The following is a 26,788-nucleotide window of genomic DNA, read 5'->3' on the forward strand; positions in this document are numbered from 1 at the left end:
TGACTGATTTCGTACCGAGGGAGCCTACCGTGGCAAAGACGATCATGACCGTCGATGATTCGCCCAGCATGCGGATGTTGCTGCGGGTCGCGCTGACCGATCTGGGATATAGCGTCGTCGAGGCGGAGGACGGTGTCCACGCGCTCGAAAAGCTCGACGGCTTTCAACCCGACCTGCTCATCACCGACATCAACATGCCGCGCATGGACGGATTCGGACTGATCAGCGAAGTGCGCGGGCAGGGGCGACGCAACCTGCCGATCCTGGTGCTGACGACCGAAAGTTCGGACGAGAAGAAGCAGCGCGCCCGCGATGCCGGCGCGACCGGCTGGATCGTCAAGCCGTTCCATCCCGAAAAGCTCGCGGCCGCTATCCGCCGCGTGCTGCACTGACCCGTTTCGTACCCGAGGATTAGACCATGTCCCGCCAACTCATCACTTTCCAACTGGGCGACCAGATCCTTGGCGTCGACATCATGGCGATCCGCGAAATTCGCGCATGGTCGCCGGCGACGCCGCTGCCCAACGTGCCGCCCTATGTCCGTGGGGTCGTCAATCTGCGCGGCGTGGTGCTGCCGGTATTCGACCTGCGGCACCGGCTGAACTGGGGACAGACCGATCCGTCGGCGCGCCACGTCATCATCGTCGTGCGCATCGGCGAACAGCTGCAGGGCATTATCGTCGATGCGGTGAACGACATCGTGTCGATCCACCCGGACGCGATGCAGCCGGTCCCCGACATGGGCGACACCGAATCGTCGCGCTTCCTCGAAGGTCTGGCGACGATCGACAATCGCATGATCTTGGTGCTGGCACTCGACCGTCTGGTCGACCAGCCGATGGCCGAAGCCGCCTGACGTACCGCGTAAACTTTTTGGGACAATCACATCATGGCTGCTAGCACGAAGGTACTCGTCGTCGACGACTCGTTGACCATGCGGGCGCTCATCTCGGGAGCGCTGGAGCGGATTCCGGGTGTGGAAGTCGTCGGTCTCGCCGATGGTGCCGAAGAGGCGCGATCGATGGTCGCATCGCTGAAGCCGCACGTCATCACCCTCGATGTCGAGATGCCGGGCATGAGCGGCATCGAATATCTGGCCGAGATCATGGAATCGAAGCCGATGCCGGTCATCATGTTCTCGACCCGCACCACCGACGGCGCGGGCGAGACGATTGAGGCGCTGCGCCTCGGCGCGATCGACTGCCTGCCCAAGCCGCGTGTCGCGGCGCCGGCCGAACTCGATGCGATCATCGCGAAGCTCGGCAAACGCATCAAGTCGGCGCGCAACGCCCCGACCAAGGCGAAGGCTCCGGCCGCGAAGGCGGCGGCGCCGATCAACTGGAACGGTCGCCTGATCGTGCTGGGCGGCGACGCGTCGAGCACCGCATCGATGTTCGACATGTTCGGTGCCTTTCCCGCCAACTGCCCCCCGACGATCGTCGTTCAGCATCTCGGGCCGGGATTGGTCGAAGGCATGGTCGAAAAGCTCGGGTCGCAGGTCGCGCCCAAGGTCGTCGTCGCGACGGACGGCATGGCGATCAAGCAGGGAACCATCTATTTCGCGCCGCAGGGCGATCATCACGTCGTCGTCGACGCATGGCCATCGGGCAAGCTGCGGCTGCTGGCGCGCGATCCGGTCGCGGGCGAGCGGCCGTCGATCTCGCTGCTGTTCGCCGCCGCTGCCAAGGCGGCGGGCGCCAATGCGGTCGGCGTGCTGTTGATCGATGGCAGCGAAGATGGCGGCGGCGGGCTGAAGGCGATGCTGGGCGCGGGCAGCTACGCCTTTTCCCCGGCGGAGAATGGCGGGCACACGCTGGCGCGCGGCATGGTGGCGCAGCCGGTCGCGTCCGACGCGCTGACCGCCAGCGTTCTGAAATTGTGTTCGAAATGAACGCGGTGTCGACCTTTCCGCAGCCGATCCCGATGGGCGACGCACTGGCCGACGAGCTGGTGCGCGCCTCGCGGATGCTGGGCGATCTCGCCTTCGATCTCGGCAGCGACGAGGCGACGCTGCGCCGCCACCTGACCGGACTGCAGTCGATCGACCACGTCACGCAGATCCTGTTGAACCTCGCCACCGTGCTGCGCGGCGGCGACGGGCAGGACCGGCTGTCGGAGGTGACGCTGGAGGATATGCTGGAACGACTGCGCCGCCACGCCGGCTGACCGACGCGGCGGGCGAATTATCCCGGATAGCGCAGCGCCAGCGGCAGGAAGCACAGCGCGGCACCGATCCCGACCCAGATCAGGCCGGGCAGGTTGCGCGTCGCGTGGCTCCCGCCGACTTGGGCGAACGCCTCGTCCGATACCCAGATTAGTTTCAAGAAACCGATCGTCATTACGATATTCCCGATCGGGATCGCGACGAAGGCAGCGATGTCGACCATGGTCAGTGTGGGTAGTTGCTGACCGCAACCAGCGCAGCCTTCAACCGGTCGCGTTCGTCGCGATAGGTGCGCGCGGCACGTTCGACCTGATTGAACCGACGATCGGCGTCGAGCAACGCGTCATTCATACGCTGACGACGGATAAACGGCCACTGCATACATCCTCTCCTGCGCGACTTCTGTGTGGGGGCGGCGGGAGGCGCCGGACGGAATCGACATTCCGCACGGTTTGGCATCGCAACGCCCTGAACAGGCGCTAGGCCGAAGCGACGTTAAGGCGTTACTATAGCTTTCTTATGTATGGACGTCGCACGCCGCCCGGCTACCCACCGCCCAGCGGCACGCGGGCCATGCCGCGGCGCGTTCGTGGAAGTGGACCTGCCGATATGCCGTCGCATACGATCAACCCCGATCTCGCCTCGCGCGGGTTCAAGCTGTCGCTCACGCGGCAGGGGCTCGCCTCGACCGCGACCGTAATCCTCGTCCTCGCGCTGGTCGGCAATCTGGTCGCGACCCATTATGACGAGGTGACCGCCGCGCTGGTGTTCATGCTGGGCGTCACCGTCGCCGGCGCGGTCGGCGGCCTGTCGAGCGCGCTGATCGCGGCGGCGGCGGCGTTCCTGATCTTCAACTTCTTCATCACCCAGCCGGCCTTCTCGTTCCGGCTCGGGACCGAACGCGATCTGGCGCCGCTGTTCATCTTCAACTTGTGCGCGATCGTGACCGGGATCCTTGCCGGGCGGCTGCGCGACCGGTCGGAACTGGCGAAGCTGGGCAATGCGCGGCTGACCAACCTGTTACGGCTCAGCCGGGCGCTGCAATCGGCCGGGCGGGTCACCGACATTACCGCGGCGCTCGCCAGCGTCGCCGAACCGATATTGAACGCCCGACTGACGCTGTTCCGGCTGCGACCGGGCGGAGCCGAATGGCTCGGCCCCGCCAATACCGGGCGCGACGTCGAGGCGTTACTCGCCACGCTGCTCGCCAGCGACGATGGGATGCTGGTCGACCGTCCGCTGGTGGCGATCCGGCTCGACGGCAGCGAGGGTACGATCGGCGTCCTGCTGCTGGAGGAGACCGGCGCCGGCCCGATGGACCTGTATCTGCTCCGGACCTTTGGCGGCAGCGTCTCGGTCGCCTTCGAACGCGCGATCCTGTCCGAACAAAATGCCGAACGCCGCGCGCTTTTGAAGGCCGAGGAATTGAAGACCGCGCTGCTCAATTCGGTCAGCCATGATTTCCGCACGCCGCTGACCGCGATCAGCGCATCGGCGTCGAGCTTGCGCATCTATCGCGACAAGCTGGACGTCGAAACGTTCGACCAGTTTCTGCGCCAGATCGTCGACGATTGCGAACGTCTGAACCGCTACACGTCGAACCTGCTGGAGATGAGCAAGCTGGAGGTTGGCGACGATCCGGCGTCGTTGCAGACGCTGGGTGTCGCCGACATGATCGGCGTCGCGATTCAGCGTGTACGTTCGCGCGCGGGCAGTCGCCATTTCGAGACGGCCGGGATGGACCCGCGCATCGCCGTATCGGCGAACCCGGCGCTGTTCGAACTGGTGCTCATCAATGTGCTCGACAATGCGATCCTCTATGGCCCCGACGGCACGCGCATCGTGCTGAGCGCCGAGGATCTGGGCGATCGCTGCCGGATCGGCATCGCCGACGAGGGTTGCGGTATTCCGGAGGACGACCTAGTCCGCGTCTTCGAACGCTTCTACCGGGTCCGCCGCAGCGAAGCTTCGCCACGCGGCAGCGGCCTGGGACTGGCGATCGCCAAGGGCTTTGTCGAGGCGCTGGGCGGATCGATCGAGGCACAGACGCCGGGCGTCGGCAACGGAGGCACGAAGATCGTTATCGAACTGCCGATCGCCGGGGCCGTGCCGGCGTCATGACCAACATTCTGATCGTCGACGACGAACCCTCGCTGATCGCGGTGCTTGAGCCGAGCCTGCGCGCGGCGGGCTATGATGTGGCGACCGCCTGCGACGGGGAGTCCGCCGTCGCGGCGGTCCGGCGGATCGATCCCGACCTGATCCTGCTCGACCTCGGCCTGCCCGACATGGACGGCAAAACGGTGATCGGCGCGGTCCGCGCGATCAGCGCCGCGTCGGTGATCGTCGTATCGGCGCGCCACCAGGAAAGCGAAAAGATCGCGGCGCTCGACGAAGGTGCTGACGATTACGTCAACAAGCCGTTCGAGATCGGCGAACTGACCGCGCGCATTCGTGCGGCGGTGCGCCGGCGGGCGAGCGTCCGGGTCAAGCCGCGCACCTATCGCAGCGGCCCGCTGCTGATCGATTTCGACGCGCGCTCGGTCCGGATCGAGGAGGAGCCGATCCGCCTGTCGCGCAAGGAATTCGATCTGTTGCAGGCGCTGGCGATCAGCGCCGGCCAGGTCGTGACCCACAAGCGGCTGCTGGAGGTCGGCTGGGGATCGGCATCGGCCGACAGCCAGTATCTGCGCGTCTATATCGGCTATCTTCGCCAGAAGCTGGAGGAGGACTCGACCGACCCGCGGCTGATCCTGACCGAGCCGGGCGTCGGTTACCGGCTGGCGCCGCCCGGCTGACCGGGTCGGCGGAGAGCGGTGGTGCCCCGTGCAGGAATCGAACCCGCGTCTCTTCGTTACAAAGGAAGCCGTTTACCATTAACGTAACGGGGCACGCCGCAGCATCCTCTACCAAGCACGATCGGGCAACACAACGCCGGGTTGCGGGGCCGGCCGCTACCGGACTCCGAACGTCCAGCCCTCGGTCCGCGCTACTTCCGTCGTCAGCCCGTCCGGTGCCCAGAGCGCCGCATCGCCCGCGACCGTCCGCAGCCACGCCGCGCTCAACAGCGCGTCGGTCGCATGGTCGTCATAGCGCGCGATCGGTAGATGCGCCGCGCTACCCAGCACCGCCAGCGCCGCATCCAGCGCCGCCGGATCGCGCAGCTTGCTCAGCCCCTTGCGCACTCCCGCCGCCCGCGCCGCGATCGTGGTATAGAGTTCGACGATGACCGGACCGGTCGCCGGCACCGGATCGAACGGCCAGACCGGTATCCTACCTGCCAGCCGGTACAGCACGCGCATGCCGGTCAGGCTCGATTTCCCGACCTGGGCCGCGCCGACCAGGTTGAAGCAACTGGTCGGCGAAAGACCGGCCAGCAACTGCCGTTCCTCGCATACCCGCAACCGCCCGCGCCCGGAGCCGAACCGATCGCCGCACGCGCGCTGCCGCCGGAAATGGCGTGACAATTCCGCGTCCGCCACCACCGACGACGCAGCAAGATACGGATCGTCGGCACTCATCCGATCCACCATCGCCCATAGCGATCGCGCATCCCCGGGCGATCCGTCCCAGCCCGGAAAATAGCTGCCCCGATCGAGAAACGGCAACGCCGGCGACAGGTCGAGCCCGACCAGCATATCGGCCTGCGCATCGGCCAGTTCCACCAGCCAGTCGAGCACCGCGTCCCGCGACCATCCGCCCTCGCGCTCGATCAGCACCGGTCCGCCATCGCCGACCTCGGCGACCGCCAACCCCTTGGGCCGTGCCACCGCCTGTCCCGACCAGTCGATCGCCGCGAACCGGGTGAAACGCCGCGTCAGGGTCGCGCGCCCCATGCCTTGCGCTGCGCGAGCGTCGCCCGGTCCCACCATGCCCGGCGGAGCAGTGTCGCGATCCGGTCGCCCGCGCCGGTGCCATAGCGCACCAGCACCACCGGCCAACCGCGATAGTGATCGGTTTCCCAGAAGGTCGCCGGATCGGTCGCGATCAGCAAGTCCTTCTCACCCTCCGCGACATGCAGCACGAAACTGCCCGGATCGGGTGCGGTCGTACCGGCCAGCGTCTTGCCGCGAAACCGCAGCGCCGGCTGACCATAGCTGCTGCCTTGCTCGACGCCCGGCAGCGTACAGCCGGTGGCAGCGACTTCCGTCCAGTCCCTCACGACTGCCGCCGTTCGTCCCACCACGCCATGCGCTCGGCGATGCGCTGTTCGAACCCGCGACCGGTCGGTTCGTAGAAACGCTTGGGCGTCATCTCCTCGGGCCAGTAATTGGCGCCCGAAAACCCGTCCGCATGGTCGTGGTCATAGGCATAGCCCTTGCCATAGCCGATATCCTTCATCAGCCGGGTGGGCGCGTTCAGGATCGATTGCGGCGGCATCAGCGACCCCGTTTCGCGCGCGCTGGCGAATGCCGCCTTCTGCGCCTTGTACGCCGCGTTCGATTTGGGCGCGGTCGCGAGGTACAGGCACGCCTGCACGATCGCCAGCTCGCCCTCGGGACTGCCGAGAAAATCGTACGCGTCCTTGGCGGCAAGGCACTGTACCAGCGCCTGCGGATCGGCGAGGCCGATGTCTTCACTGGCGAACCGCGTCAATCGCCGCAGCACATAGAGTGGCTCCTCACCCGCCGTCAGCATCCGTGCCATGTAATAGAGCGCCGCCTGCGGGTCCGATCCGCGCAGCGATTTGTGCAGCGCCGAGATCAGGTTGTAATGCCCCTCCCGGTCCTTGTCGTACACCGCGACCCGCCGTTGCAGCAGCGTCGACAGCCCGGCCGGGTCGAGCGGTTCGGGCAGGTGAATCGAAAATAGCGTCTCCGCCTGGTTGAGCAGGAACCGCCCGTCGCCATCGGCGCTCGCCACCAATGCCGCGCGGGCTGCGTCATCGAGGGGCAGGGGCCGTTCCTCCGCCGCCTCGGCCCGCGTCAGCAGTTCGTTCAGCGCGGTCGCGTCGAGCCGGTGCAGGATCAGCACCTGTGCCCGGCTGAGCAGCGCCGCGTTCAGTTCGAACGACGGGTTCTCGGTCGTCGCCCCGACCAGCGTGACCGTCCCGTCCTCGACATAGGGCAGGAAGCCATCCTGTTGCGCGCGATTGAAGCGGTGGATCTCGTCCACGAACAACAGCGTGCGTTTGCCGATCCGGCTATGGTCGCGCGCTTCGGCGAACATCTTCTTCAGATCGGCGACGCCCGAGAACACCGCCGAGATCTGGGCATAGCGCAAGCCCACCGCATCGGCGAGCAACCGCGCGATCGTCGTCTTGCCGGTGCCGGGCGGCCCCCACAATATCATCGACGACAGCTTTCCCGCCGCGACCATTCGCCCGATCGCGCCATCCGCGCCGGTCAGGTGATCCTGCCCGACCACCTCCGCCAGGGTCTTTGGCCGCAACCGGTCGGCAAGCGGCCCGCCGGTCGGCGTCTCGGGCAGGGGCGGGGCGAAGTCGGCGAAAAGGTCGGCCATGGCCGCAATATAGGGTGCGCGAAAAAAGCGGAAAGCGACTCTTGCACTCGATCGTTTGCGATATATCTTACTGTTCAAGATATATCGGAGAATGAGAATGCGTTTCGGAATGGGATATGATTCGTGGACCGGCGGGCCGGGCATGGGCGGACGCGGCCGGCATGGTGGTCCACGCGGACCACGCGGCCGGGTGCTGGGTGGTGACGAACTGAGGCTGGTGCTGCTGGCATTGATCGCCGAGACGCCGCGCCATGGTTACGACCTGATCCGCGCGATCGAGGCACGGACCGGCGGCGCCTATGCGCCCAGCCCCGGCGTCGTCTATCCGACGCTGACGCTGCTGACCGACATGGGCCTGATCGAGGAACAGGCGAGCGAAGGCACGCGCAAGCTGTTTGCTGTGTCGCAAGCCGGCACCGCGCAACTGGCGACCGATGCGGCGCAGGTCGGCGAACTGTTCGAACGACTGTCTGCGCTGGGCGAACACCGCGCCCGCACCGATGCCGGCCCGATCCACCGCGCACGCGCAAATTTGCGCGCAGCCATCCACCACCGGCTGTCTGCGCCTGACGTCGACACGGAAACTCTCCACCGTGTCGCCGCCATTCTGGACGACGCCGCACAGAAGGTAGAACGCCTGTGACCGAACACACCGCCACCGCGACCGTCCCGACCGCCCATGCCAGCCGCTATCTCCAGCAACTGTGCAAACATTGGCAGCACAACCTGACCGCCGAATATGATGCGAACCACGGCACCGTCGTCTTCCCCCGCGATGCGCGCGGTGCCGATCATCCCGCCGACGCGCTGGTGACGTTCGACGCCGATGACGACGCGCTGACGGTCCGTATCGATGCAAGTTCGATCGAGCAGCGCGAAGGATTGAAAGGCGCGGTCGCCCGCCATCTCGACCGGTTCGCGTTTCGCGAAGCGCCGCTTGCCTTCGACTGGCAATGAGGCGCGTCGGGACTTCGCGCGTTGGGGACGCATGACCGACTCGATCGAAGCCCTGCGCGAGCAAATGGAGGCCGCTGCCGCCGCGATGGATTTTGAAACCGCGTCGCGCCTGCGCGACCGGATCAGCTTGTTGCGCGGTGGAGCGGAGAAGGATTCGGCGCGCGCCGCGGACACAGCCGGTCTGACCCGCCAACAGCCTGGTGCGATGGGACTCGGCACCAGCCGCCAACGCGTCGAGCCACCTAAGGGATGGAAACCGCCCAAAAAGCCCGATCCGATGGTCACGCGCAAACGGTAGGGTCCTGTCCGCCTGCACATGATCGTATGGCATCCGAGTGCGGGCGGAGGCCGATGCGAAAATCGACCCCATTGTGTCCCCGCGAAGGCGGGGACCCGAGGACCAGAGGCGCCACGGTTTGTGTTGCTTGGCTCCCGACTCCCGACTTCGCGGGACCTTTGCAACACTGCTCTCCCGTGCCCCGGCGAAGGCCGGGGCCCAGTTGGGAGACGTTCGTAACGTACTGAGAAGCCTTGCCAACTGGACCCCGGCCTCCGCCGAGGTGCGACCGAGTTGGGATGGACGGCCCGACTTGCGCAGAGGTCCTGCGAACGCGGAAGCCAGAGCCGTGTCCCGGCGAAGGCCTGCGCCGCTGGCGCTGGGTTCCCGCCTTCGCGGGGACACGGCCCGGTGGACGTTCGCGACGATCTCACCTTCGCCGGGGTGACGGCGCGCGGCCGACGGACGGATAATCGTAACGCAGCGTTGCCTTCAATTCGTTAACCGCCACCGATCGAACCTAAACCGCGTCGCCGCGTTCAGACCTCGATGAAGCGTTATGTTGTATCTTCGCGCGATCGGAGGCATAAGGCGACGATGCGCAGTCCCGCCGCCCGAACCTGGTTGCATGAAGGTCGTCTCGATCGTGCCGGCATGCTGCTGTCGGCGCTCTGCGCGGTGCACTGCGTGACGACGGTCGCGGTCATGGCGCTGCTCGCCTCGGTCGGCGGCGCGTTGCTGCATCCAGCCATCCACGAAGTCGGTCTCGCCTTCGCGGTGCTGCTAGGCATCGTCGCGCTGGGCGCGGGCTATCTTCGCCACGGACAGCGCCTGCCGACCGCGATCGGTGGCATCGGGCTGGCGGTCATGGCGCTGGCGCTGACCCTGCCGCACGGCGTTCCGGAAGCGATCGCGACCCTGAGCGGCGTCGCGTTGCTGGCGTACGGACACCATCTGAACCGCCGCGCCGGCTGCTGACCCGCTTGCCGCCCTGCGTGCAGGCGCTTATCTCGCGTTAATGGCGCACGAGCATCACGAACATCACGGCCCCGAATGGAACAAGGCCGCCGAAGCGGCACTGACCCGCGCGGGCGAGCAATGGACGGCGATGCGCGCCAGCATCTTCGACGTGCTTGCCTCCTTCGACAAACCCGCCTCCGCCTATGACATCGCCGATGCCGTGTCGAAGGCGCAGGGGCGTCGCGTGGCGCCTAACAGCGTCTATCGTATCCTCGACCTGTTCGTGAACGCGAACCTCGCCCGCCGGGTGGAAAGCGCCAATGCCTATCTGGCGAACAGCCATCCCGACTGCATCCACGACTGCATTTTCCTCGTTTGCGACCAGTGCGGACAGACGACGCATATCGATAACGACACCATCACCGGCAGCGTCCGGTCGGCGGCCAGCGGGGCCGGTTTCACCCCGGTCCGCCCGGTGATCGAGGTGCGCGGCCGGTGCGCGGACTGTGCAGCATCGGTGCAGGATTGACGCTTTAGGCAAGCATCGCCGTGCTTTGTCCGCGTGCGGTGCCACGAACAATCGACACTGTGCTTTACCTGCGATAAGCACGGGCGATGGCCGATCCAATTAGCACGCCGCTGCTCGATACCGTTCAGACGCCCGCCGATCTTCGCAAGCTCCCCGCCAGCGATTTGCGGCAACTCGCCGATGAATTGCGACAGGAAACCATCAGCGCGGTCGGTACGACCGGTGGCCATCTCGGCTCGGGTCTCGGCGTCGTCGAACTGACGGTCGCGATTCACTATGTGTTCGATACGCCCGCCGACCGCCTCGTCTGGGACGTCGGCCATCAATGCTATCCGCACAAGATCCTGACCGGCCGCCGCGACCGCATCCGCACGCTGCGGCAGGGTGGGGGCCTGTCGGGCTTCACCAAACGGTCGGAAAGCGAATACGACCCGTTCGGCGCGGCGCACAGTTCGACTTCGATCTCGGCAGCGTTGGGCTTTGCCGTCGCCAACAAGATCGCGGGCACGCCGGGCAAGGGCATCGCCGTGATCGGCGACGGTGCGATGTCGGCCGGCATGGCCTATGAAGCGATGAACAACGCCGAACAGGCGGGTAACCGTCTGGTCGTCATCCTCAACGACAACGACATGTCGATCGCGCCGCCGGTAGGCGGCCTGTCGGCCTATCTGTCGCGAATCGTGTCGAGCCGGGAATTTCTTGGCATCCGCGAGGCTTTCAAGAAGATCGCTCGCCGCCTGCCGCGTCCGCTGCACACCGCCGCGCGCAAGACCGACGAATTCGCCCGCGGCATGGCGACCGGCGGTACCTTGTTCGAGGAACTCGGATTCTATTATGTCGGCCCGATCGACGGTCACAATCTCGACCATCTGATCCCGGTCCTCGAAAACGTCCGCGATGCCGAGGAAGGACCGATCCTCGTCCATGTCGTGACCAAGAAGGGCAAGGGCTATGCCCCCGCCGAGGCGGCTGCCGACAAATATCATGGCGTGCAGAAGTTCGACGTCATCACCGGGACGCAGGTGAAGGCGCCCGCCGGTCCGCCGCAATATCAGAACGTGTTCGGCGAAACGTTGAGCAAGCTGGCCGCGACCGACGACCGCATCTGCGCGATCACCGCTGCGATGCCTTCGGGCACCGGCCTCGACAAATTCGCGAAGGCGCACCCGGCGCGCTTCTTCGACGTCGGTATCGCCGAACAACATGCGGTGACCTTTGCCGCCGGCCTTGCCGCGCAGGGCATGCGGCCGTTCTGCGCGATCTATTCGACCTTCCTGCAGCGGGCGTACGATCAGGTCGTGCACGATGTCTGCATCCAGAACCTGCCGGTCCGCTTCGCGATCGATCGCGCCGGGCTGGTCGGGGCGGACGGCGCGACCCATGCCGGCAGCTTCGATGTGACCTATCTCGCCACGCTGCCCAACATGGTGGTGATGGCGGCGGCGGACGAGGCCGAACTGGTCCACATGACCTACACCGCCGCCGAATATGATGCCGGGCCGATCGCAGTCCGCTATCCGCGCGGCAACGGTGTCGGCGTTGCGCTGCCGGCGGTTCCGCAGAAGCTGGAGATCGGGAAGGGGCGTCTGGTCCGCGAAGGTAACAAGATCGCGATCCTCTCGCTCGGCACCCGGTTGGAGGAAGCGCTGAAGGCCGCCGATGCGCTTGAGGCGAAGGGGCTGTCGACCACCGTCGCCGACCTGCGCTTTGCCAAGCCGCTCGACGAAGCGATGATCCGCCGCCTGCTGACCACCCACGAGGTTGCGGTAACGGTCGAGGAAGGCGCGGTCGGCGGGCTCGGCGCGCACGTCCTGACCTTTGCGAGCGACTCCGGGCTTATCGATGCCGGCCTGAAACTGAGGACCATGCGTCTACCAGACACCTTCCAGGACCAGGACAACCCGCAAAAACAATATGACGAAGCCGGCCTGAACGCGCCGCAGATCGTCGACACCGTGCTCGGCGCATTGCGCTGGAACGAGAGCGGGGCCACCGAAGTCCGCGCATGACCGGCCCGCAAAAGGCGGCAGCGATCATCGCGCTCGCGGTGATCGCGGTCGGCTGGTTCAACTGGCGGATGTGGCGGCGGTTCAAGCTGGCGCAGGCTGAACGCGCTGGTTGGACGGTCGAGGATTTCGACGCGATGCTGGCGGATGCCGGGGTGTCGGCTTCGGTTGCGGCGGCGACCCGTGAACTTGTCGCGTCCTATTACGGGAAAGGCGTTGCGCCGCACCCGGATGACGACTTTGGCGGCTTTCTTGGCGCGGATGAAACGGAAGTCGCCGATGTTGCGGCGACGGTCTGTGAGGAAATGGGGTTTGATCGCCCGGAGTCGGATGCGGTGCCGCCGATCAAGGACGTCCGCGACCTTGCCGTCTACCTTCAGTCGGTTGTCAACGGCTCGCGCCCGGCGTAATTTCTCTTTCGAAGGAGAAGCCCGGTGAAGGTCGAAAAGATCGGCGACAAGCTCGCCATCGTCATTCCTGACGACGTCGCCGAAACGCTCGGTTTGCACGAAGGCGACAGCGTTGAGGTTCGGCGGAGTGGCTCGACTACGCGGCTCAGCGACGCGGAATTGGCAGGTGTCTGGGCGCAGATGACGGCCCTGTCGCGTCCTTTGCCGGCTGACTATCGCTTCGATCGCGAAGAGGCGAACGCACGCGGGTGACGGCGTTTCTCGATACGAACATCTTGCTCTACGCTTTCGCCGACGACCCTCGACGGATACCGGCGCAACGCTTGCTAGACGGTACGCCGATCATCAGCGTTCAATGCCTGAACGAGTTTGTTGCGGTCTCGCTTCGCAAGCAACGCGTGGCGTGGCCGGACGTCCGCCAACGAATCGATCTGATCCGTCTTGCTACTGCCGATGTGGTCCCGCTGACCGATGCCATCCATCGCGACGGCCTGCGGATCGCCGAACGCTATCGCCTTGCCATCTACGACAGCATGATCGTCGCCGCCGCGCTGGCGGCGGGATGCGAGCGGTTGTGGAGCGAGGACCTTCAGCACGGGCTCGTGATCGACGCCCGGCTGAAGGTCGCCAACCCCTTCGCTTAACGCAGAAACTGCCCCTGCGCGGCTTCGGTCGCGTTGACGGCCAGCACCGATCGCGCGTCGCTGGGGTGGCGGACATGGCCATGGCCGTCGCCCGACGCGGCGATGACGCGGTCGAGCAGTTCCTGCCCCTCTTCCCACCAGCCGATCCCGCTGGCGGCGTTGAGGTGCCCCTGCGCGCCGGCATCGACGAAATGGCTGCCCCAATCGACCGCCATCGAATGCGCCCGCTCGATCGACACCCACGGATCATCGGTCGATGCGACCACCAGCGAGGGGAAGGGCAGCGAGAAGCGCGGCGTCGGGGCAAAACCCTGCAATTCGGGCGGTGCACCGGGACGATCGACGTCCGCCGGCGCGACCAGCAACGCACCGGCAACCGGCCAGCCATAAGGTTGCGACGACAATTGCGCCCACCATGCGACGGCAAGGCAGCCGAGCGAATGCGCCGCCAGCACCACCGGCGCCTGCGCCTGCCGGATCGCCTGGTCCAGCTTCGTCACCCATGCATTGCGCAACGGTCGCGACCACAGCCCCAGTTCGACGCGCGCCGTATCCGGCCGCGACTGTTCCCACAAAGTCTGCCAGTGCGACGGCCCGGAGCCGTTCAACCCGGGCACGGTCAGCACCGTCGGGGGTGTCGAAAACTGCGCCATCGTCACTCTCCTGCGGTTCGGTTCGAAACGGTGAAGGCCGACCCGTCAGCTTTAGGGAGGGGGTCGGGTCCGGGTCAGCCTCCGATGAACAAGATATTCCTACTGATCGAATAGGCAATAGGCATTCGCCCAACGGATCAAGGGTTGCGACCAGTCGAAAGTCGCGCCATGCGCATGCCATGGCAAAGCAACGCGCGGACCAGATGCTCGTCGACCGCGGCCTCGCCGAGAGCCGCACTCGCGCACAGGCACTCATCATGGCGGGGCTGGTGTTCGCCGGCGACCGCAAGGTCGACAAGCCGGGCCAGCAGCTGCCCGAAGATGCGGTGCTCGACGTGCGCGGGCGCGATCATCCATGGGTATCGCGTGGCGGGGTGAAGCTGGCGCACGGCCTCGACCATTTCGACTGGGACGTGGCGGATGCGGTCGCGATCGATGTCGGATCGTCGACCGGCGGCTTTACCGACGTGCTGCTTACCGGCGGCGCGGCGCGGGTCTATGCCGTCGACAGCGGCACCAACCAGCTCGCATGGGAACTGCGCCAGGATCCGCGTGTCGTCGTCCTCGAACAATTGAGCGCCCGGCTGCTGACGCCCGCGCACATTCCCGAGCCCGTCGATCTGATCGTCTGCGACGCCAGCTTCATCGCTTTGTCTAAGGTGCTGGCCGTGCCCCTAGGCTTCGTGAAGCCCGGTGGACGCCTGCTCGCGCTTATCAAGCCGCAGTTCGAGGCGGGGCGCGAAGAGGTGGGCAAGGGCGGCGTGGTCCGCGATCCCGCCATCCACGCGCGGGTCTGCGAGGAAGTCTCGGCATGGCTGACGGGCACGGGCTGGCAGGTGATCGGCATCGATCGCAGCCCGATCACCGGTCCCGAAGGCAATATCGAGTTCCTGATCGCCGCTACCGCGCCCGAATCCGCCGCTTAGGCTTGCAATGACGCAGCGCACGCAGCAAGCACTGCCGCCTGAACGGCTGCGCATTGGGCGGGGCCGGCACCGGGGGGCGGGATGAACGAAATCGCGTCGAAGTGGCAGTTGCGTTCGGAGTTCCTGCGGCGGGCCGTGGTGTGCGTGCCGCTGATCCTGCTGCTGGGTTTCGCATCCGGGCAGTTGGTGGCGTCGGGCAGTCAGAACGGCTGGTATCGGATGCTGCGTCAGCCGCCGGTTGGGCCGCCCGAATGGGCGTTCCCGGTGGTATGGTCGATCCTCTACGTCCTGCTCGGCCTCGCGCTGGCCATCGTCTTGAGCGCGCGCGGCGCGCGGGGGCGCGGGGTCGCGATCGGATTGTTCGCCGTCCAGATGGTGCTCAACCTGGTCTGGTCGCCGCTGTTCTTCGGTGCGCATCAGGTGACGGCGGCACTGTTCGTGGTCGTCGCGCTCTTCTGCGTGGCGCTGGCGACGACCTTCGCCTTTGGTCGCATCCGCCCGCTCGCGGCGTGGCTGCTGGTGCCGTATCTGGCGTGGCTGGTGGTCGCATCGGCGCTCAACTGGCAGATCGACCGGCTCAATCCCGACGCCGAAACCCTTGTGCCGCCGGCCCATTCCACCCAAATCGCACTTTGACGGCCGGCGGATTGACGCCCAGCCAAAGGAAGGATTTCCCATGCAGTCCGACAATCGCCTGTTCGACGATTTCGCCAAGTTCGTGAACGGCGCCGCCGGCACCATTGCCGGCATGGCCCGCGAAGGCGAGGCGGCTGCGCGTGAGCGGGCCAAGACGTTCCTCGGCGGCATGGATTTCGTCAGCCGCGACGAATTCGAGGTGGTGAAGGCCATGGCCGTCGCTGCCCGCGACGAAGCCGATGCGCTGCGCGCCCGGCTCGACGCACTGGAAGCCCGCCAGAGCGTTGCGCAGCCGGTCTCGCCCGATGCGCCCGGCGCGGGTGAGGGCGCGCTCTGATTCGCGCCGCGCGTTGCGTGCCTTGGCGCGTGACGGGGGCAGTGCGCGGGTCTATGGCGTGGGGATGATGTTGGACGAAGTGGAAGAGGACGGCGACGACGCCGTGCCGATCGATACGCTGGAGCGCTATTTCGCGGCGCACGGCTGGAAACACGAGCGTGACGGCGACGAGATCGTCGCGAACGTGAAGGGGAGCTGGACCGAATTCGAACTCCGCGCGATCTGGCGCGGAGAAGATGGCGTCCTGCAATTTCTCGCGCTCCCTGATATCCGCGTCGCCGACGAACGGCGCGGCGCGATCTACGAAACCATCGGCCTGATCAACGAACAGCTCTGGATCGGCCATTTCGAACTTTGGTCGTCGAGCGGCATCCTGCTCTATCGCCATGCCGCGATGCTGGGCGACGAACCGGCGCTGACCATTGATCAGGCAGAATTGATGATCGATGCCGCGATCGACGAATGCGAACGCTTCTATCCGGTGTTCCAGTTCGTGCTGTGGGGCGGCAAGACGCCGAAGGAGGCGATCGCCGCGTCGATGATCGAGACGCAGGGCGAGGCATGATTGTCCTGCCCGGACCGTTGTGGCTGATCGGCTGCGGCAATATGGGCGGGGCGATGCTCGACCGATGGATCGCCGACGGTGTCGATCCGGCGGCGGTCACGGTCATTACCCGGACGCCGCGTGACCTGCCCGCCGGCGTTGCCCATACGACCACGCCGCCGGCCCAGCGGCCGGCGATCGTCGTGCTGGCGATGAAGCCGCAACAACTTGACACGGTCGCGTCCGCGCTCGCGCCGCACATTGCCGGTGTGCCGCTGCTGATCTCGATCCTTGCCGGCGTCGAGGAATCTGCGCTCGCTCACCGGTTCGATGCCGGGACGATCGTTCGCGCCATGCCCAATTTGCCGGTTGCGATCGGGCAGGGGGTGGTTGCGCTCCATTCGCATGGAGAGGACGCCGACGCTCGCTCGATCGCGGGGGCGTTGATGCAGCCGCTCGGGCAGGTCGAATGGATCGACGACGCTGCGCTGTTCGATGCGGTGACGGCGCTGTCGGGGTGCGGGCCAGGCTTCGTGTTCCGCTTCATTGATGCACTGGCGGCGGCCGGTACCGCACTCGGTCTGCCGTTGGATCAGGCGCAGCGTCTTGCCATCGCGACGGTGCAGGGATCGGCGGCGATGGCGGCCGGTGCCGATGTCCCGCCCGCGACGCTGGCCGATCGCGTTGCCAGCCCCGGCGGTTCGACGCGACAGGGGCTGAACGTCCTCGACGAAGGCGATGCGCTCAAACGCCTGCTCGCCGCGACGCTCGCCGCTTCCGAACGACGCAATGCCGAGATGGCGGCGGCGGCGCGGGGCGGCTCATGATCGTCGTCGCCTTGCTGGCGGCTGCAGCACCGCTTGCCCCGCCCGCCGACGTAGCCGCCCGTGCACGGCAATGCGCCGGGAAGGACGGTTGGAGCGATCCCGCCCCGCCGGTCCGCATCTACGGCAACGTCTATGATATCGGCACCTGCGGCATCACCGTGCTGCTCATTGCCGGACCGAAGGGGCATATCGTCATCGACGCCGCGACCGCCGGGGCGGTGCCGTCGATCGTCACCAACATCCGCCGGCTCGGCTTCCGACCTCGGGACGTGAAGCTGCTGTTGATGAGTCACAGCCATGTCGATCATGCCGGCGGCCTTGCCGCGCTCCGCCGTGCGACCGGCGCGACGCTGCTTGCCAGCGCCGCCGCGCGCGAGGTGGTCGAACGCGGCCGGTTCGCCGCCGACGATCCGCAGCGCGACATCCTATCCCCCGTGGAACGCATCCCCGCCGGCGGTATACTGACCGACGGGCAGCCTGTGACGCTCGGTCCGCTCCGGCTGACCGCGCATCTGACCCCCGGCCATTCGCCCGACGGCATGAGCTGGTCGTGGCGGTCGTGCGACGGCGGAACGTGCCGCACGATCGTCTTCGCCGACAGCCTGTCGGCGGTATCGTCGGACGCCTATCGCTTCCGCGATCATCCGGCCTATGTCGCGCGGCTGCGCAAGACGATCGCCAGGGTCGCGGCACTCCCATGCGACATCGTCCTGACCCCGCATCCGGGCGCGAGCGACATGGTCGAACGGCTCGCACGCACCAAGCCGCTGGTCGATCGGAACGGCTGCCGGACCTATGCTGCCGCCGCGACGCAGCGGCTCAACCAGCGGCTGGCCGACGAAGCGCGCTGAACTACCGCCCCAGCGCCGCGACCGCCGCCTTGTCCCCGGCCGGAATCAGCCCCTCGAGCACTGCCCAGAAGCCGCTGACCGCATCTTGCCCCGCACCCGAATAGGCGCGCGACAGTTTCGCGTTCAGCATCTCGTACAGCCGTGCCTCCAGCGCCTGTCCCTCGGGCGTCAGTTTCAGCAGCCGCTGCCGCGCGTCGCGGTCGCCCGCCCGGCTCTCCACCAGCCCACGCGCCGACAGGTCGTTCAGCACCCGCCCGAGCGACTGTTTGGTGATCGCCAGCAGCCGCAGCAACTCGCTGACCGACAGGTCCGGCCGCCGCGCGATGAAATACAGCGCGCGGTGATGCGCACGCCCCAGATTCTGCGCGGCCAACGCTTCGTCGATCGAGCGCGTCAAATGGCTATAGCCGAAATAAAGCAGTTCGATCCCGCGCCTTACCTCGGCCTCGCGCAAAAATAGCGCGGATGCAGCCATGGGCTGGGCGGGCGATATTGGGGCAGTCATGTTGACCATTTCTGCCATCCGGCCTAGTCCACCGCAAGCATTCATCCATGAGGACGCCATGACGCAGCCGACCTTCGCCTTCGAACCCCATGCGACCCCGGTCGCGGCGAGCGAGCGGGCGGCGCGGATCGTAAATCCGGGTTTCGGGCGCGTCTTCACCGATCATATGGCGACGATGCGCTGGTCGGAAGACAAGGGCTGGCACGATGCGAAGATTACCGCGCGCGCACCGATCGTCATGGACCCAGCCGCCGCCGTCCTTCACTATGCGCAGGAAATATTCGAGGGGCTGAAGGCCTATACCCTACCCGATGGCGGCGTCGCGCTGTTCCGTGCCGAACAGAATGCCGCCCGCTTCCGCCGGTCGGCGCACCGGCTTGCCATGGCCGAACTGCCCGACGATCTGTTCGTCGCCTCGTGCCGCGAACTGACGCTGGCGGAACGCGACTGGATTCCGGCCGGGGAGGGCAGCGCCTTGTATTTGCGGCCGTTCATGATCGCGAGCGAGACGTTCCTCGGCGTGAAGCCTTCGGCCGAATATCTCTACTGCGTCATCGCGTCGGCGGTCGGCAACTACTGGCCCGGCGGCGCGAAGAGCGTGTCGCTCTGGGTGTCGAAGGAATTCACCCGCGCCGCGCCCGGAGGCACCGGCGACGCCAAGTGCGGCGGAAATTATGCCGCGAGCCTGCTCGCCCAGTCGGAAGCGATCCGGCAGGGTTGCGATCAGGTCGTGTTCCTCGACGCGGCCGAGCGCCGCTGGGTCGAGGAACTGGGCGGTATGAACATCTTCTTCGTGTTCGACGACGGCACGATGCTGACCCCGCCTCTGACCGGCACGATCCTGCCGGGCATCACCCGCGATTCGATCCTGACGCTGGCGCGCGATCAAGGGATCGAGGTCCGCGAGGAACGCTATTCGATCGACCAATGGCAGGCCGACGCCGCCAGCGGCCGTCTGGTCGAGGCCTTTGCCTGCGGCACCGCCGCCGTCGTCACCCCGATCGGCAAGGTGTCCTCAGCCGATTTCAGCTTCCAAATCGGCGATGGCCAGCCGGGCGAACGTACCCAGTCGCTGCTCAAGCAACTGACCGACATCCAGCGTGGCCGCAGCAACGATCCGCACAACTGGATGCAACGCATCGGTTAAGCCCAAAGCCCTCTCCCTTTCAGGGGAGGGGGTTGGGAGAGGGTAAGCGCCGCAGACCCGAGCTGAGAGTCACGAGTCAAGCAACCCTAGATCCGCTACCCGATAGCCCGCTTGTAATAATGAAAGGGCAGATAGCTGGCCACATGGTTCCAGCCATCCGCCTGCAAACGCGTGCTATCGCTACCGGTCCCGATCCGGCGGCAATATTCCCACATCCGATCACTCGGCCGAAAGATTAGCGTCAACACGCCAAGGGCAACCAGTTCATTCCCCTTGCGTCCTTCCTCGGCCAGAATACGCATCTCGTTGAACGCCGTGGCACCCGTCCGAACGAAGGTCGCGCCGTCCGCACCGCCTTCCCCGGCATGGCCTGCCAATCGCCCGAAGCGCTGTTGCGCAGCCTGTTTGCTGATGCCCAGCGCCTCGCCGATTTCGGCCCAACTCATGTCCGCCCGGCGTGCGGCAGCGATCCAGCGGTGAAGCCCCAGCCGCGCCTCATCGGCGACGACATGTGCCGCCATGATCGCAGCCGCAAAGTCGCCCTTGCCTTCCCCGGAAAAGGGCGGCTCGCGCTCGGCTGCCCAATCCAGCACGATCGACGCCGTCCGCGACCGCAACGCCTGTTCTTCTCGTACCTGCATGACACTCCCCCGTCAATGAGATATTGACGAAAGATCAATCATTCGTTGACGACTGAATGTCAAGATATGGTTGACGTTTACAGCACCTCAAACAACCCGGCAGCACCCATGCCGCCGCCGACGCACATCGTCACCACGACATATTTCACCCCGCGCCGCTTGCCCTCGATCAGCGCATGGCCGGTCATCCGCGCGCCTGACATGCCATAGGGATGCCCGATTGAGATCGCCCCGCCATTGACGTTCAGCCGGTCGTTCGGGATGTCCAGCACGTCTTGGCAATGCAGCACCTGTACCGCGAACGCCTCGTTCAACTCCCACAGCCCGATATCGTCCATCGTCAGGTCGAAGCGTTCGAGCAGCTTGGGCACCGCATAGATCGGGCCGATGCCCATTTCGTCAGGCTTGGTGCCCGCGACCGCCATGCCGACATAGCGCCCGAGGGGCTGCAATCCGCGCGCCGACGCGACCGACTCTTCCATCAGCACGCAGGACGACGATCCGTCCGACAACTGGCTGGCATTGCCCGCGGTAATGACCGCCTGTTCGCCCATCACCGGCTTGAGCGACTGCAACCCTTCCAGCGTCGTGTCGGCGCGGTTGCCCTCGTCCTTGGTCAGCGTGACCTCATGCGCCGACACTTCCTTGGTCGCCTTGTCGACGACGTTCATCGTCGCGGTCACGGATACCAGTTCGGCATCGAAGAGTCCGGCGGCCTGTGCGGCGGCGGTGCGCTGTTGCGACTGGAGCGCATATGCATCCTGCCGATCGCGCGAAATGCCGTAGCGTTTGGCGACGATTTCGGCCGTCTGGAGCATCGGCATGTAGATATCGCCCTGCATCGCCAGCAATTCGGGATCGGCGGCGATGCGCATCTGCGGCGTCTGGACGAGGCTGATCGATTCAACGCCACCCGCGACGCAAATGTCCATGCGGTCATGGACGATTTGCTTGGCGGCGGTGGCGATCGCCATCAGTCCGCTGGCGCATTGCCGGTCGATCGACATGCCCGACACCGTCACCGGCAGCCCGGCCCGCAGCGCCGCCTGCCGCGCGATATTGCCCGCCTGATGCCCCTGCTGCAGCGCCGCGCCGAACAGCACGTCGTCGACCTCGCCCCCCTCGATCCCGGCGCGTTCGACCGCCGCGCGGATCGAATGCGCCGCCAGCGTCGGTGCGGGCAGGTTGTTGAACGCCCCCCGATAGGCGCGGCCGATCGGGGTACGGGCGGTCGAAACGATGACGGCTGAGCGCATGATGGTCCTCGGGTTCAGGTGAAGATCTGGCTGATCCATTCGGCGATCAGCGCGGGTTGGTCGCTACCGTCGACCTCGACGGCATAGGTGATGGTCTGCTGCCACTGGCCGGGCCGCTTCTGGTCGAGCGCCATCAGCGTGAAGCGCCCGCGAATGCGCGACCCCGACCGCACCGGCCGGACGAAACGCACGCGGTTGCCGCCATAGTTGATTTCCATGCGCGCGCCCGACACTGCCGACATCCCGCTGCTCGCCGCCAGTCTCGGCAGCAGCGACAACAGCAGGAAGCCGTGTGCGATCGTGCCGCCGAACGGCGTCGCGGCTGCGGCCACCGGATCGACATGGATGAACTGGTGATCGTCGGTCGCATCGGCAAAGGCGGTGATCCGCGCCTGGTCGAGCAGCACCCAGTCCGACAGCCATTCGCTGCCGATCCGTTCCGCCATCGCCTCCGCCGTGATCGCCGTCACCGACCTCTCCCTCGTTCGGGGGAAGCATAGCGGCACGACCCGCGCAATCGCAAGCAGGAACACACCGAAACCGGGAAAGTAGCATTGCCGGCGTCCGGGCGATCCAAACCCTATCTTCGAAAAATTCAGCTTGCCGCAGGGGCAGGGTCGACGATCGACCCGTCGGCACGCGCCGTCAGATTGACCTGCGTCGGATAGGCGATCTCGATCCCCTCGGCGTTGAAGCGCCGCAGGATGGCAATGCCGACCGCGGTCCGCCCGTCGTAGAAGGCTGCATAATCGACCCCCGGCGAATCGAAGATGACTTCGAAATCGAGGCTCGACGCCCCGAAGCCGACAAAGCCGCACCGCACGAACACGCGCTGTTCGGCCTCGACGATCTCGCGCAGCATCGCCGGAATCCGCGCACAGGTATCGGGATCGGTCTGATAGGTGACGCCGATCACGAACGACGCGCGGCGATGCTCGCGCCGGCTGTTGTTGGTGATCTCCTTATCGAGCAGATTCTTGTTAGAGATGATCCGCTCTTCGCCGGTGATCGATCGGATGCGCGTCGATTTCAGTCCGATTTCGGCGATCGATCCGTTGGTCTGGTCGTAGCTGACATTGTCGCCGCGTCGGAACGGCTTGTCGAAAATGATCGACAGCGCCGCGAACAGATCGGCGAAAATCCCCTGCGCCGCCAGACCGATGGCGATGCCGCCGACGCCGAGTCCTGCGACCAGCCCGGTGACGTTCACGCCCAGATTGTCGAGCACCACGATCAGCGCGATCGAGAACAATGCGAAGGTGACCAGCAACCGGATCAGCCCCATCGCCGACGCCAGCGCCTCGCCATGATAATGGTCGCTCGCCGTCCGCCGCTCGACCACGCCGAGGATCACTTCGCGCGCCCAGATCGCCGCCTGGAACACCGCCGCCACGGTGAACAGGAACTCGATCGTCGCCGTCACCATCGGCGGCGCGCTGGCATAGCCGTCGACCAGCTTGGCTGCGAGCATCACCATGAAGAAGACGCTGGTCCGCGCCACCGCCCGTCCGGCGACCGTCCCCCATCCGGCGCGATCGTTACGGCACAGCCGCATGCCCCAGCGCCGCACGACCAGCAGCACGACGACGATCGCCGCGCCGACGCCCAGCGCCACCAATACCTGCAACCAGTTGTCGGCGATCCACCGAGCACTGTCCTGGAACAGCAGCCGCGCCTGCGCCTGTGCCTGATCGGCATTGAAACTCTTTTCGACCGTCGCGGCGGGCGAACTGCTATTGACGGTCATGCGATCCTTTCAGGCGGCTTCGGCGACTTTCGCCTGCGCTTCGAGCAGCGCGATCAGCCCGCGTTCGTGGCGGCTGAGATGCTTGGCGGAGCGGGGCAGGCGTAGCGTCTCGCGAAACGCACTCTGCCCGTCCTTGACCAGATCGACCAGCAAGGGGTGGACATAGGATTTGCGCGCGATTGCCGGCGTATTGCCCAGCGCGTCGACCACCGGGCCCAGCATCGTCTTCAGGCTAATGTCCTGCTCCGCCTCGGCCAGCGAGGTGAAGGCCAGTACGCTCGCCCCCCATGTCCGGAAATGCTTGGCAGTAAAGTCCCCGCCCATCGCCTCGCGGATATAGGCGTTGACGTCGCTGGAGGTGACCGGATGCGTCTCGCCCTCGGCATCGACCCAGCGGAACAGATGCTGGCCCGGCAAATCCTGGCACTTGCGCACGAAACTGGCGAGCGACCGATCGGTGATGGTCAGCACCCGCAGCTTGCCCGACTTCGCCTTATACTGCAATTTCAACCGGGTACCGGTCAGCTTGGCGTGGCGCTTGCGCAACGTCGTCGCGCCGAAACTCTTGTTGACCCGCGCATAGCCTTCATTGCCGACGCGCACCCGGCCGAGATCGAGCAACCGCACCACCGCTGCCACCGCCCGCTCGCGCGACAGTGCGCGCTTGGCCAGATCGCGCTCGACCTGCGCGCGCAGCTTGGGCAGCGCATGCCCGAACGCCGCGCACCGATCATATTTCGCCGTCTCCTGCGCCTCGCGAAAATCGGCGTGGTAACGATATTGCTTGCGGCCCTTGTCGTCCCACCCGATCGCCTGGATATGACCGGACGGGTCGGGGCAATACCATGCGTCGCGATAGGCGGGGGGCAGGCCGATGGCGTTCAGCCGGTCGATCTCGTCGCGATCGGTGATCCGTTCACCGTTTGCGTCATAGTAACCCCAGCCGCGCGTCAGCTTCTTGCGGGTGATCCCCGCCGCCTCGCAATCGGAAAAGTTGCAGCCGGCGGGGCAGGGGAGGTCGTCTTCGGCTGTGTCCATCGGGCTGTCCCTGCAGATGACCCGATCAATGTTCGGCTCGTCGCTTCGTTCCGGAACCCGGCCGGAGCCGGCCGGTTAGGAGCGGACCGTAACAGGAGATTACCGATGGCCGACCTCGCCAATGCCCGCGTGCTGATCCTTGCCGCCGACGGGTTCGAGGAATCCGAACTGTTCGACCCACGTCAGGCGCTGCTCGATGCCGGGGCGCAGGTGACGCTCGCCTCGATCAAGACCGATCCGATCCAAGGCGTCGTCAACGACAGTGAAAAGGCGCGGACGATCACGCCCGACCTAACGCTCGACGACGTCGATACCGAACAATTCGATGCGCTGCTGCTGCCCGGCGGCGTCGGCAATCCCGACAAGATGCGCATGGAGGAACGCGCGGTCGAGATCGTCAGCGAGTTCATGGACGATGACAAGATCGTCGCCGCCATCTGTCACGCCCCCTGGCTACTGGTCGAGGCCGACGTCGTCGACGGCCGACGCGTGACCAGCTGGCCATCGGTACGCACCGACCTAGAAAACGCCGGCGCCGAAGTGGTCGACGAACAGGTTGTCATCGATGGCAACCTCATCACCAGCCGCAAGCCCGACGACATTCCCGCCTTTTCGAAGGCGATGATCGAGGCGATCGAAAGCGAACTGGCCGAGGCGTAAGCGGGGCGGGGCGGAGCGAGCTCCGCCCCGAACCCGGCCGTTCGGCGTTCCCGCACGGCCGGCAATCCCTCATCGCCGAAGTTCACTTGCGAAGCCGAAGATGGAGGGGCCACCACTGGAAATCCGGTGGCAGATCTTCCCCGACATTCCCCTTTCGTTCTGGCTCTGCTAGGACGCGGGTCATGGCAAAACCCCAGAAGCGCTATGTCTGTCAGCAATGCGGATCGGTCTCGTCGAAATGGGCGGGGCAATGTGCCGATTGCGGCGACTGGAACACACTGGTCGAGGATGCCGGGGCGGTCGTCACCCCCTTTTCGGCGCGGCATAACCTGCAAAGCGGCGGCCGACCGATCCTGTTGTCGGGGCTGGATACCGATATCGCCCTGCCCGAGCGGCTGACGACCGGCATCGCGGAACTCGACCGCGCGCTGGGCGGCGGTTTCGTCGAGGGGTCGGCGACGCTGATCGGCGGCGATCCCGGCATTGGCAAGTCGACCCTGTTGTTGCAGGCGGCAGCGAAGCTCGCGCTGGCCGGCAAGAGCGTCGCCTATGTATCTGGCGAAGAAGCAGCAGATCAGGTGCGGTTGCGCGCGCGACGGCTGGGCCTCGGCACCGCGCCGGTGCAACTGGCGGCGGCGACGTCGGTGCGCGATATCCTGACGACGTTCGGCGGATCGGCGGCACCCGACCTGCTAATCATCGATTCGATCCAGACGATGCATAGCGACCTGATCGAAGGCGCGCCCGGCACGGTCAGCCAGGTGCGCGCATCGTCGGGCGAACTGATCCGCTTCGCCAAGGAACGCGGCACGGCGGTCGTGCTGGTTGGCCACGTGACCAAGGACGGGTCGATCGCCGGACCGCGCGTGCTGGAGCACATGGTCGATACGGTATTGGCGTTCGAAGGCGAGCGCAGCCACCAATATCGTATCCTGCGCGCGGTGAAGAACCGCTTCGGCGGCACCGACGAGATCGGCGTCTTTGCGATGGAAAGCGAAGGATTGTCTGAAATTTCAAATCCATCGTCGCTGTTTCTTACAAGTCGTGACGAGAATGTCACCGGCACGGTGGTGTTCCCGGCGCTGGAAGGTACCAGGCCGGTGCTGGTCGAGGTGCAGGCGCTGACGGTGCGGCTGGCATCGGGTGCGACGCCCCGGCGGGCGGTGGTCGGATGGGACTCCGGGCGGCTGGCGATGATCCTGGCGGTGCTGGAGGCGCGGTGCGGTTTGGCGTTTGCGACCGCCGAAGTCTATCTGAACATCGCCGGTGGGTACCGGGTGACCGATCCGGCGGCGGACCTTGCCGTGGCGGCGGCCTTGGTATCGGCCTTGTCGGAACGGCCGGTGCCGTCGGATGCGATCGTGTTCGGCGAAATCGCGCTGTCGGGCGAGGTGCGACCGGTGGCGCATGGCGCGCTGCGGCTGAAGGAGGCGGGCAAGCTGGGGTTCGGGCGGGCGCTGGTGCCATCGGCGCAAAGTGCCGAAGGCGGCGCGGTGAAACTGTCGGGGTTCAAGAATTTGCCGCGCTTCGTGGATTATATGTTGGGGCGCTAAACTCCTCCCCGGCACGGGGAGGGGGACCAGCGAAGCTGGTGGAGGGGGTTTGCGGCA

Annotated in this window: 36 protein-coding genes and 1 tRNA gene; 24 read left to right on the forward strand and 13 right to left on the reverse strand. The window is 66.1% G+C overall.

The window, feature by feature from the left end:
• Positions 1 to 29 precede the first annotated feature (29 nt).
• From AAIO73_RS12080 to AAIO73_RS12095, 4 genes are read left to right on the forward strand one after another with little or no spacing between them, the layout of a single operon-like run.
• Complete coding sequence (locus AAIO73_RS12080; protein WP_242116544.1) at positions 30 to 392, forward strand: response regulator; 363 nt, start codon at positions 30 to 32, stop codon at positions 390 to 392.
• A gap of 26 nt (positions 393 to 418) precedes the next feature.
• Positions 419 to 856, forward strand: a complete 438-nt coding sequence (locus AAIO73_RS12085) for a chemotaxis protein CheW (protein WP_242116543.1) — start codon at positions 419 to 421, stop codon at positions 854 to 856.
• A 33-nt stretch (positions 857 to 889) separates the two neighbouring features.
• Positions 890 to 1,891: a chemotaxis protein CheB gene (locus tag AAIO73_RS12090; protein WP_345878376.1), complete on the forward strand. Its 1,002-nt coding sequence runs from the start codon at positions 890 to 892 to the stop codon at positions 1,889 to 1,891.
• Between the two features lie 5 nt (positions 1,892 to 1,896).
• Entirely contained in the window at positions 1,897 to 2,166 is a 270-nt protein-coding gene (locus AAIO73_RS12095) for a hypothetical protein (protein WP_345878377.1), read from the forward strand.
• A 17-nt stretch (positions 2,167 to 2,183) separates the two neighbouring features.
• On the opposite strand, the gene AAIO73_RS12100 is transcribed toward AAIO73_RS12095, so the two are convergent.
• Together AAIO73_RS12100 and AAIO73_RS12105 are read right to left on the reverse strand one after the other, a co-directional pair.
• Positions 2,184 to 2,387, reverse strand: a complete 204-nt coding sequence (locus AAIO73_RS12100; RefSeq protein WP_345878379.1) for a hypothetical protein — start codon at positions 2,385 to 2,387, stop codon at positions 2,184 to 2,186.
• A gap of 2 nt (positions 2,388 to 2,389) precedes the next feature.
• Positions 2,390 to 2,545 carry a hypothetical protein gene (locus tag AAIO73_RS12105; RefSeq protein ID WP_345878380.1) on the reverse strand — a complete coding sequence of 52 codons (156 nt, stop codon included), beginning with the start codon at positions 2,543 to 2,545 and terminating at the stop codon, positions 2,390 to 2,392.
• 228 nt (positions 2,546 to 2,773) lie between these two features.
• Between AAIO73_RS12105 and AAIO73_RS12110 the strand changes: the two genes are divergently transcribed.
• Both AAIO73_RS12110 and AAIO73_RS12115 read left to right on the forward strand, forming a co-directional pair.
• Entirely contained in the window at positions 2,774 to 4,285 is a 1,512-nt protein-coding gene (locus tag AAIO73_RS12110; RefSeq protein ID WP_345878383.1) for a sensor histidine kinase, read from the forward strand.
• Positions 4,282 to 4,962, forward strand: a complete 681-nt coding sequence (locus AAIO73_RS12115; RefSeq protein WP_345878384.1) for a response regulator transcription factor — start codon at positions 4,282 to 4,284, stop codon at positions 4,960 to 4,962. Before AAIO73_RS12110 ends, AAIO73_RS12115 begins: the two co-directional genes overlap by 4 nt.
• Before the next feature lie 19 nt (positions 4,963 to 4,981).
• Here the strand turns inward: AAIO73_RS12115 and AAIO73_RS12120 are convergent.
• From AAIO73_RS12120 to AAIO73_RS12135, 4 genes are all read right to left on the reverse strand, one after another.
• Positions 4,982 to 5,055, reverse strand: a tRNA-Thr gene (locus AAIO73_RS12120).
• Between the two features lie 63 nt (positions 5,056 to 5,118).
• Positions 5,119 to 6,000, reverse strand: a complete 882-nt coding sequence (locus tag AAIO73_RS12125; protein ID WP_345878386.1) for a hypothetical protein — start codon at positions 5,998 to 6,000, stop codon at positions 5,119 to 5,121.
• Positions 5,982 to 6,326, reverse strand: a complete 345-nt coding sequence (locus AAIO73_RS12130) for an MmcQ/YjbR family DNA-binding protein (protein WP_345878387.1) — start codon at positions 6,324 to 6,326, stop codon at positions 5,982 to 5,984. Before AAIO73_RS12130 ends, AAIO73_RS12125 begins: the two co-directional genes overlap by 19 nt.
• Complete coding sequence (locus AAIO73_RS12135; protein WP_345878388.1) at positions 6,323 to 7,627, reverse strand: replication-associated recombination protein A; 1,305 nt, start codon at positions 7,625 to 7,627, stop codon at positions 6,323 to 6,325. The genes AAIO73_RS12130 and AAIO73_RS12135 overlap by 4 nt, the downstream gene beginning before the upstream one ends.
• Positions 7,628 to 7,724: 97 nt before the next feature.
• Between AAIO73_RS12135 and AAIO73_RS12140 the strand changes: the two genes are divergently transcribed.
• The 9 genes from AAIO73_RS12140 to AAIO73_RS12180 all read left to right on the forward strand — a co-directional run bounded on the left by AAIO73_RS12140 (position 7,725) and on the right by AAIO73_RS12180 (position 13,410).
• Positions 7,725 to 8,270 (forward strand): PadR family transcriptional regulator, encoded by a 546-nt coding sequence (locus AAIO73_RS12140; protein ID WP_345878389.1) that lies wholly within the window; start codon positions 7,725 to 7,727, stop codon positions 8,268 to 8,270.
• Positions 8,267 to 8,584: a DUF2218 domain-containing protein gene (locus AAIO73_RS12145; protein WP_345878391.1), complete on the forward strand. Its 318-nt coding sequence runs from the start codon at positions 8,267 to 8,269 to the stop codon at positions 8,582 to 8,584. The genes AAIO73_RS12140 and AAIO73_RS12145 overlap by 4 nt, the downstream gene beginning before the upstream one ends.
• 31 nt (positions 8,585 to 8,615) lie before the next feature.
• The gene (locus AAIO73_RS12150; protein ID WP_345878393.1) at positions 8,616 to 8,882 is read left to right on the forward strand and encodes a UvrB/UvrC motif-containing protein; all 267 of its coding nucleotides are present in this window, start codon (positions 8,616 to 8,618) and stop codon (positions 8,880 to 8,882) included.
• A 576-nt stretch (positions 8,883 to 9,458) separates the two neighbouring features.
• Positions 9,459 to 9,839 carry a MerC domain-containing protein gene (locus AAIO73_RS12155; protein WP_345878395.1) on the forward strand — a complete coding sequence of 127 codons (381 nt, stop codon included), beginning with the start codon at positions 9,459 to 9,461 and terminating at the stop codon, positions 9,837 to 9,839.
• A 40-nt stretch (positions 9,840 to 9,879) separates the two neighbouring features.
• Positions 9,880 to 10,350, forward strand: a complete 471-nt coding sequence (locus AAIO73_RS12160; protein ID WP_242116529.1) for a Fur family transcriptional regulator — start codon at positions 9,880 to 9,882, stop codon at positions 10,348 to 10,350.
• A gap of 86 nt (positions 10,351 to 10,436) precedes the next feature.
• Positions 10,437 to 12,359, forward strand: coding sequence for a 1-deoxy-D-xylulose-5-phosphate synthase (gene dxs / locus AAIO73_RS12165; protein ID WP_345878398.1), 1,923 nt, complete (start codon positions 10,437 to 10,439; stop codon positions 12,357 to 12,359).
• Positions 12,356 to 12,766, forward strand: coding sequence for a hypothetical protein (locus AAIO73_RS12170; RefSeq protein WP_345878400.1), 411 nt, complete (start codon positions 12,356 to 12,358; stop codon positions 12,764 to 12,766). The genes dxs and AAIO73_RS12170 overlap by 4 nt, the downstream gene beginning before the upstream one ends.
• Positions 12,767 to 12,790: 24 nt before the next feature.
• Positions 12,791 to 13,018, forward strand: a complete 228-nt coding sequence (locus AAIO73_RS12175) for an AbrB/MazE/SpoVT family DNA-binding domain-containing protein (RefSeq protein WP_345878401.1) — start codon at positions 12,791 to 12,793, stop codon at positions 13,016 to 13,018.
• The gene (locus AAIO73_RS12180) at positions 13,015 to 13,410 is read left to right on the forward strand and encodes a PIN domain-containing protein (RefSeq protein WP_345878403.1); all 396 of its coding nucleotides are present in this window, start codon (positions 13,015 to 13,017) and stop codon (positions 13,408 to 13,410) included. Before AAIO73_RS12175 ends, AAIO73_RS12180 begins: the two co-directional genes overlap by 4 nt.
• On the opposite strand, the gene AAIO73_RS12185 is transcribed toward AAIO73_RS12180, so the two are convergent.
• Positions 13,407 to 14,063: an RBBP9/YdeN family alpha/beta hydrolase gene (locus AAIO73_RS12185; RefSeq protein WP_242116524.1), complete on the reverse strand. Its 657-nt coding sequence runs from the start codon at positions 14,061 to 14,063 to the stop codon at positions 13,407 to 13,409. The two genes, AAIO73_RS12180 and AAIO73_RS12185, sit on opposite strands and share 4 nt — an antisense overlap.
• 179 nt (positions 14,064 to 14,242) lie before the next feature.
• Between AAIO73_RS12185 and AAIO73_RS12190 the strand changes: the two genes are divergently transcribed.
• From AAIO73_RS12190 to bla, 6 genes are all read left to right on the forward strand, one after another.
• Positions 14,243 to 14,989: a TlyA family RNA methyltransferase gene (locus AAIO73_RS12190; protein WP_345878406.1), complete on the forward strand. Its 747-nt coding sequence runs from the start codon at positions 14,243 to 14,245 to the stop codon at positions 14,987 to 14,989.
• Positions 14,990 to 15,070: 81 nt separating this feature from the next.
• A complete protein-coding gene (locus tag AAIO73_RS12195; protein ID WP_345878407.1) occupies positions 15,071 to 15,625 on the forward strand; it encodes a TspO/MBR family protein in 555 nt (184 codons plus the stop codon).
• Positions 15,626 to 15,665: 40 nt separating this feature from the next.
• Complete coding sequence (locus tag AAIO73_RS12200; protein ID WP_345878408.1) at positions 15,666 to 15,962, forward strand: accessory factor UbiK family protein; 297 nt, start codon at positions 15,666 to 15,668, stop codon at positions 15,960 to 15,962.
• Between the two features lie 64 nt (positions 15,963 to 16,026).
• Positions 16,027 to 16,527 (forward strand): type III secretion system chaperone family protein, encoded by a 501-nt coding sequence (locus AAIO73_RS12205; RefSeq protein WP_242116520.1) that lies wholly within the window; start codon positions 16,027 to 16,029, stop codon positions 16,525 to 16,527.
• Positions 16,524 to 17,333, forward strand: coding sequence for a pyrroline-5-carboxylate reductase (gene proC / locus AAIO73_RS12210; protein ID WP_345878409.1), 810 nt, complete (start codon positions 16,524 to 16,526; stop codon positions 17,331 to 17,333). Before AAIO73_RS12205 ends, proC begins: the two co-directional genes overlap by 4 nt.
• Positions 17,330 to 18,184 carry a subclass B3 metallo-beta-lactamase gene (bla, locus tag AAIO73_RS12215; RefSeq protein ID WP_345878410.1) on the forward strand — a complete coding sequence of 285 codons (855 nt, stop codon included), beginning with the start codon at positions 17,330 to 17,332 and terminating at the stop codon, positions 18,182 to 18,184. The genes proC and bla overlap by 4 nt, the downstream gene beginning before the upstream one ends.
• Before the next feature lies 1 nt (position 18,185).
• Here bla and AAIO73_RS12220 read toward each other — a convergent pair whose 3' ends face one another.
• Positions 18,186 to 18,689, reverse strand: coding sequence for a MarR family winged helix-turn-helix transcriptional regulator (locus AAIO73_RS12220; RefSeq protein ID WP_345878412.1), 504 nt, complete (start codon positions 18,687 to 18,689; stop codon positions 18,186 to 18,188).
• A gap of 58 nt (positions 18,690 to 18,747) precedes the next feature.
• Between AAIO73_RS12220 and AAIO73_RS12225 the strand changes: the two genes are divergently transcribed.
• Positions 18,748 to 19,836: a branched-chain amino acid aminotransferase gene (locus tag AAIO73_RS12225; RefSeq protein ID WP_345878414.1), complete on the forward strand. Its 1,089-nt coding sequence runs from the start codon at positions 18,748 to 18,750 to the stop codon at positions 19,834 to 19,836.
• Positions 19,837 to 19,931: 95 nt separating this feature from the next.
• On the opposite strand, the gene AAIO73_RS12230 is transcribed toward AAIO73_RS12225, so the two are convergent.
• The 5 genes from AAIO73_RS12230 to AAIO73_RS12250 form a co-directional block, all read right to left on the reverse strand.
• Positions 19,932 to 20,477 (reverse strand): hypothetical protein, encoded by a 546-nt coding sequence (locus AAIO73_RS12230; protein WP_345878415.1) that lies wholly within the window; start codon positions 20,475 to 20,477, stop codon positions 19,932 to 19,934.
• A gap of 77 nt (positions 20,478 to 20,554) precedes the next feature.
• Positions 20,555 to 21,733, reverse strand: a complete 1,179-nt coding sequence (locus AAIO73_RS12235) for an acetyl-CoA C-acyltransferase (protein ID WP_345878416.1) — start codon at positions 21,731 to 21,733, stop codon at positions 20,555 to 20,557.
• Between the two features lie 14 nt (positions 21,734 to 21,747).
• The gene (locus AAIO73_RS12240) at positions 21,748 to 22,203 is read right to left on the reverse strand and encodes a MaoC family dehydratase (RefSeq protein WP_345878418.1); all 456 of its coding nucleotides are present in this window, start codon (positions 22,201 to 22,203) and stop codon (positions 21,748 to 21,750) included.
• 125 nt (positions 22,204 to 22,328) lie between these two features.
• On the reverse strand, positions 22,329 to 23,480 hold the full coding sequence (locus tag AAIO73_RS12245) for a mechanosensitive ion channel family protein (RefSeq protein WP_345878420.1): 1,152 nt from the start codon (positions 23,478 to 23,480) through the stop codon (positions 22,329 to 22,331).
• Positions 23,481 to 23,489: 9 nt separating this feature from the next.
• Positions 23,490 to 24,518, reverse strand: coding sequence for a DNA topoisomerase IB (locus AAIO73_RS12250; RefSeq protein WP_345878422.1), 1,029 nt, complete (start codon positions 24,516 to 24,518; stop codon positions 23,490 to 23,492).
• A 105-nt stretch (positions 24,519 to 24,623) separates the two neighbouring features.
• On the opposite strand from AAIO73_RS12250, the gene AAIO73_RS12255 reads away from it, so the two are divergent.
• Positions 24,624 to 25,178: a type 1 glutamine amidotransferase domain-containing protein gene (locus AAIO73_RS12255; protein ID WP_242116511.1), complete on the forward strand. Its 555-nt coding sequence runs from the start codon at positions 24,624 to 24,626 to the stop codon at positions 25,176 to 25,178.
• A gap of 182 nt (positions 25,179 to 25,360) precedes the next feature.
• A complete protein-coding gene (gene radA, locus AAIO73_RS12260; RefSeq protein ID WP_345878424.1) occupies positions 25,361 to 26,731 on the forward strand; it encodes a DNA repair protein RadA in 1,371 nt (456 codons plus the stop codon).
• The last annotated feature ends 57 nt before the right edge of the window (positions 26,732 to 26,788 follow it).

This window comes from Sphingomonas epibiotica (assembly GCF_039615155.1).
Classification (GTDB): Bacteria; Pseudomonadota; Alphaproteobacteria; order Sphingomonadales; family Sphingomonadaceae; genus Sphingomonas.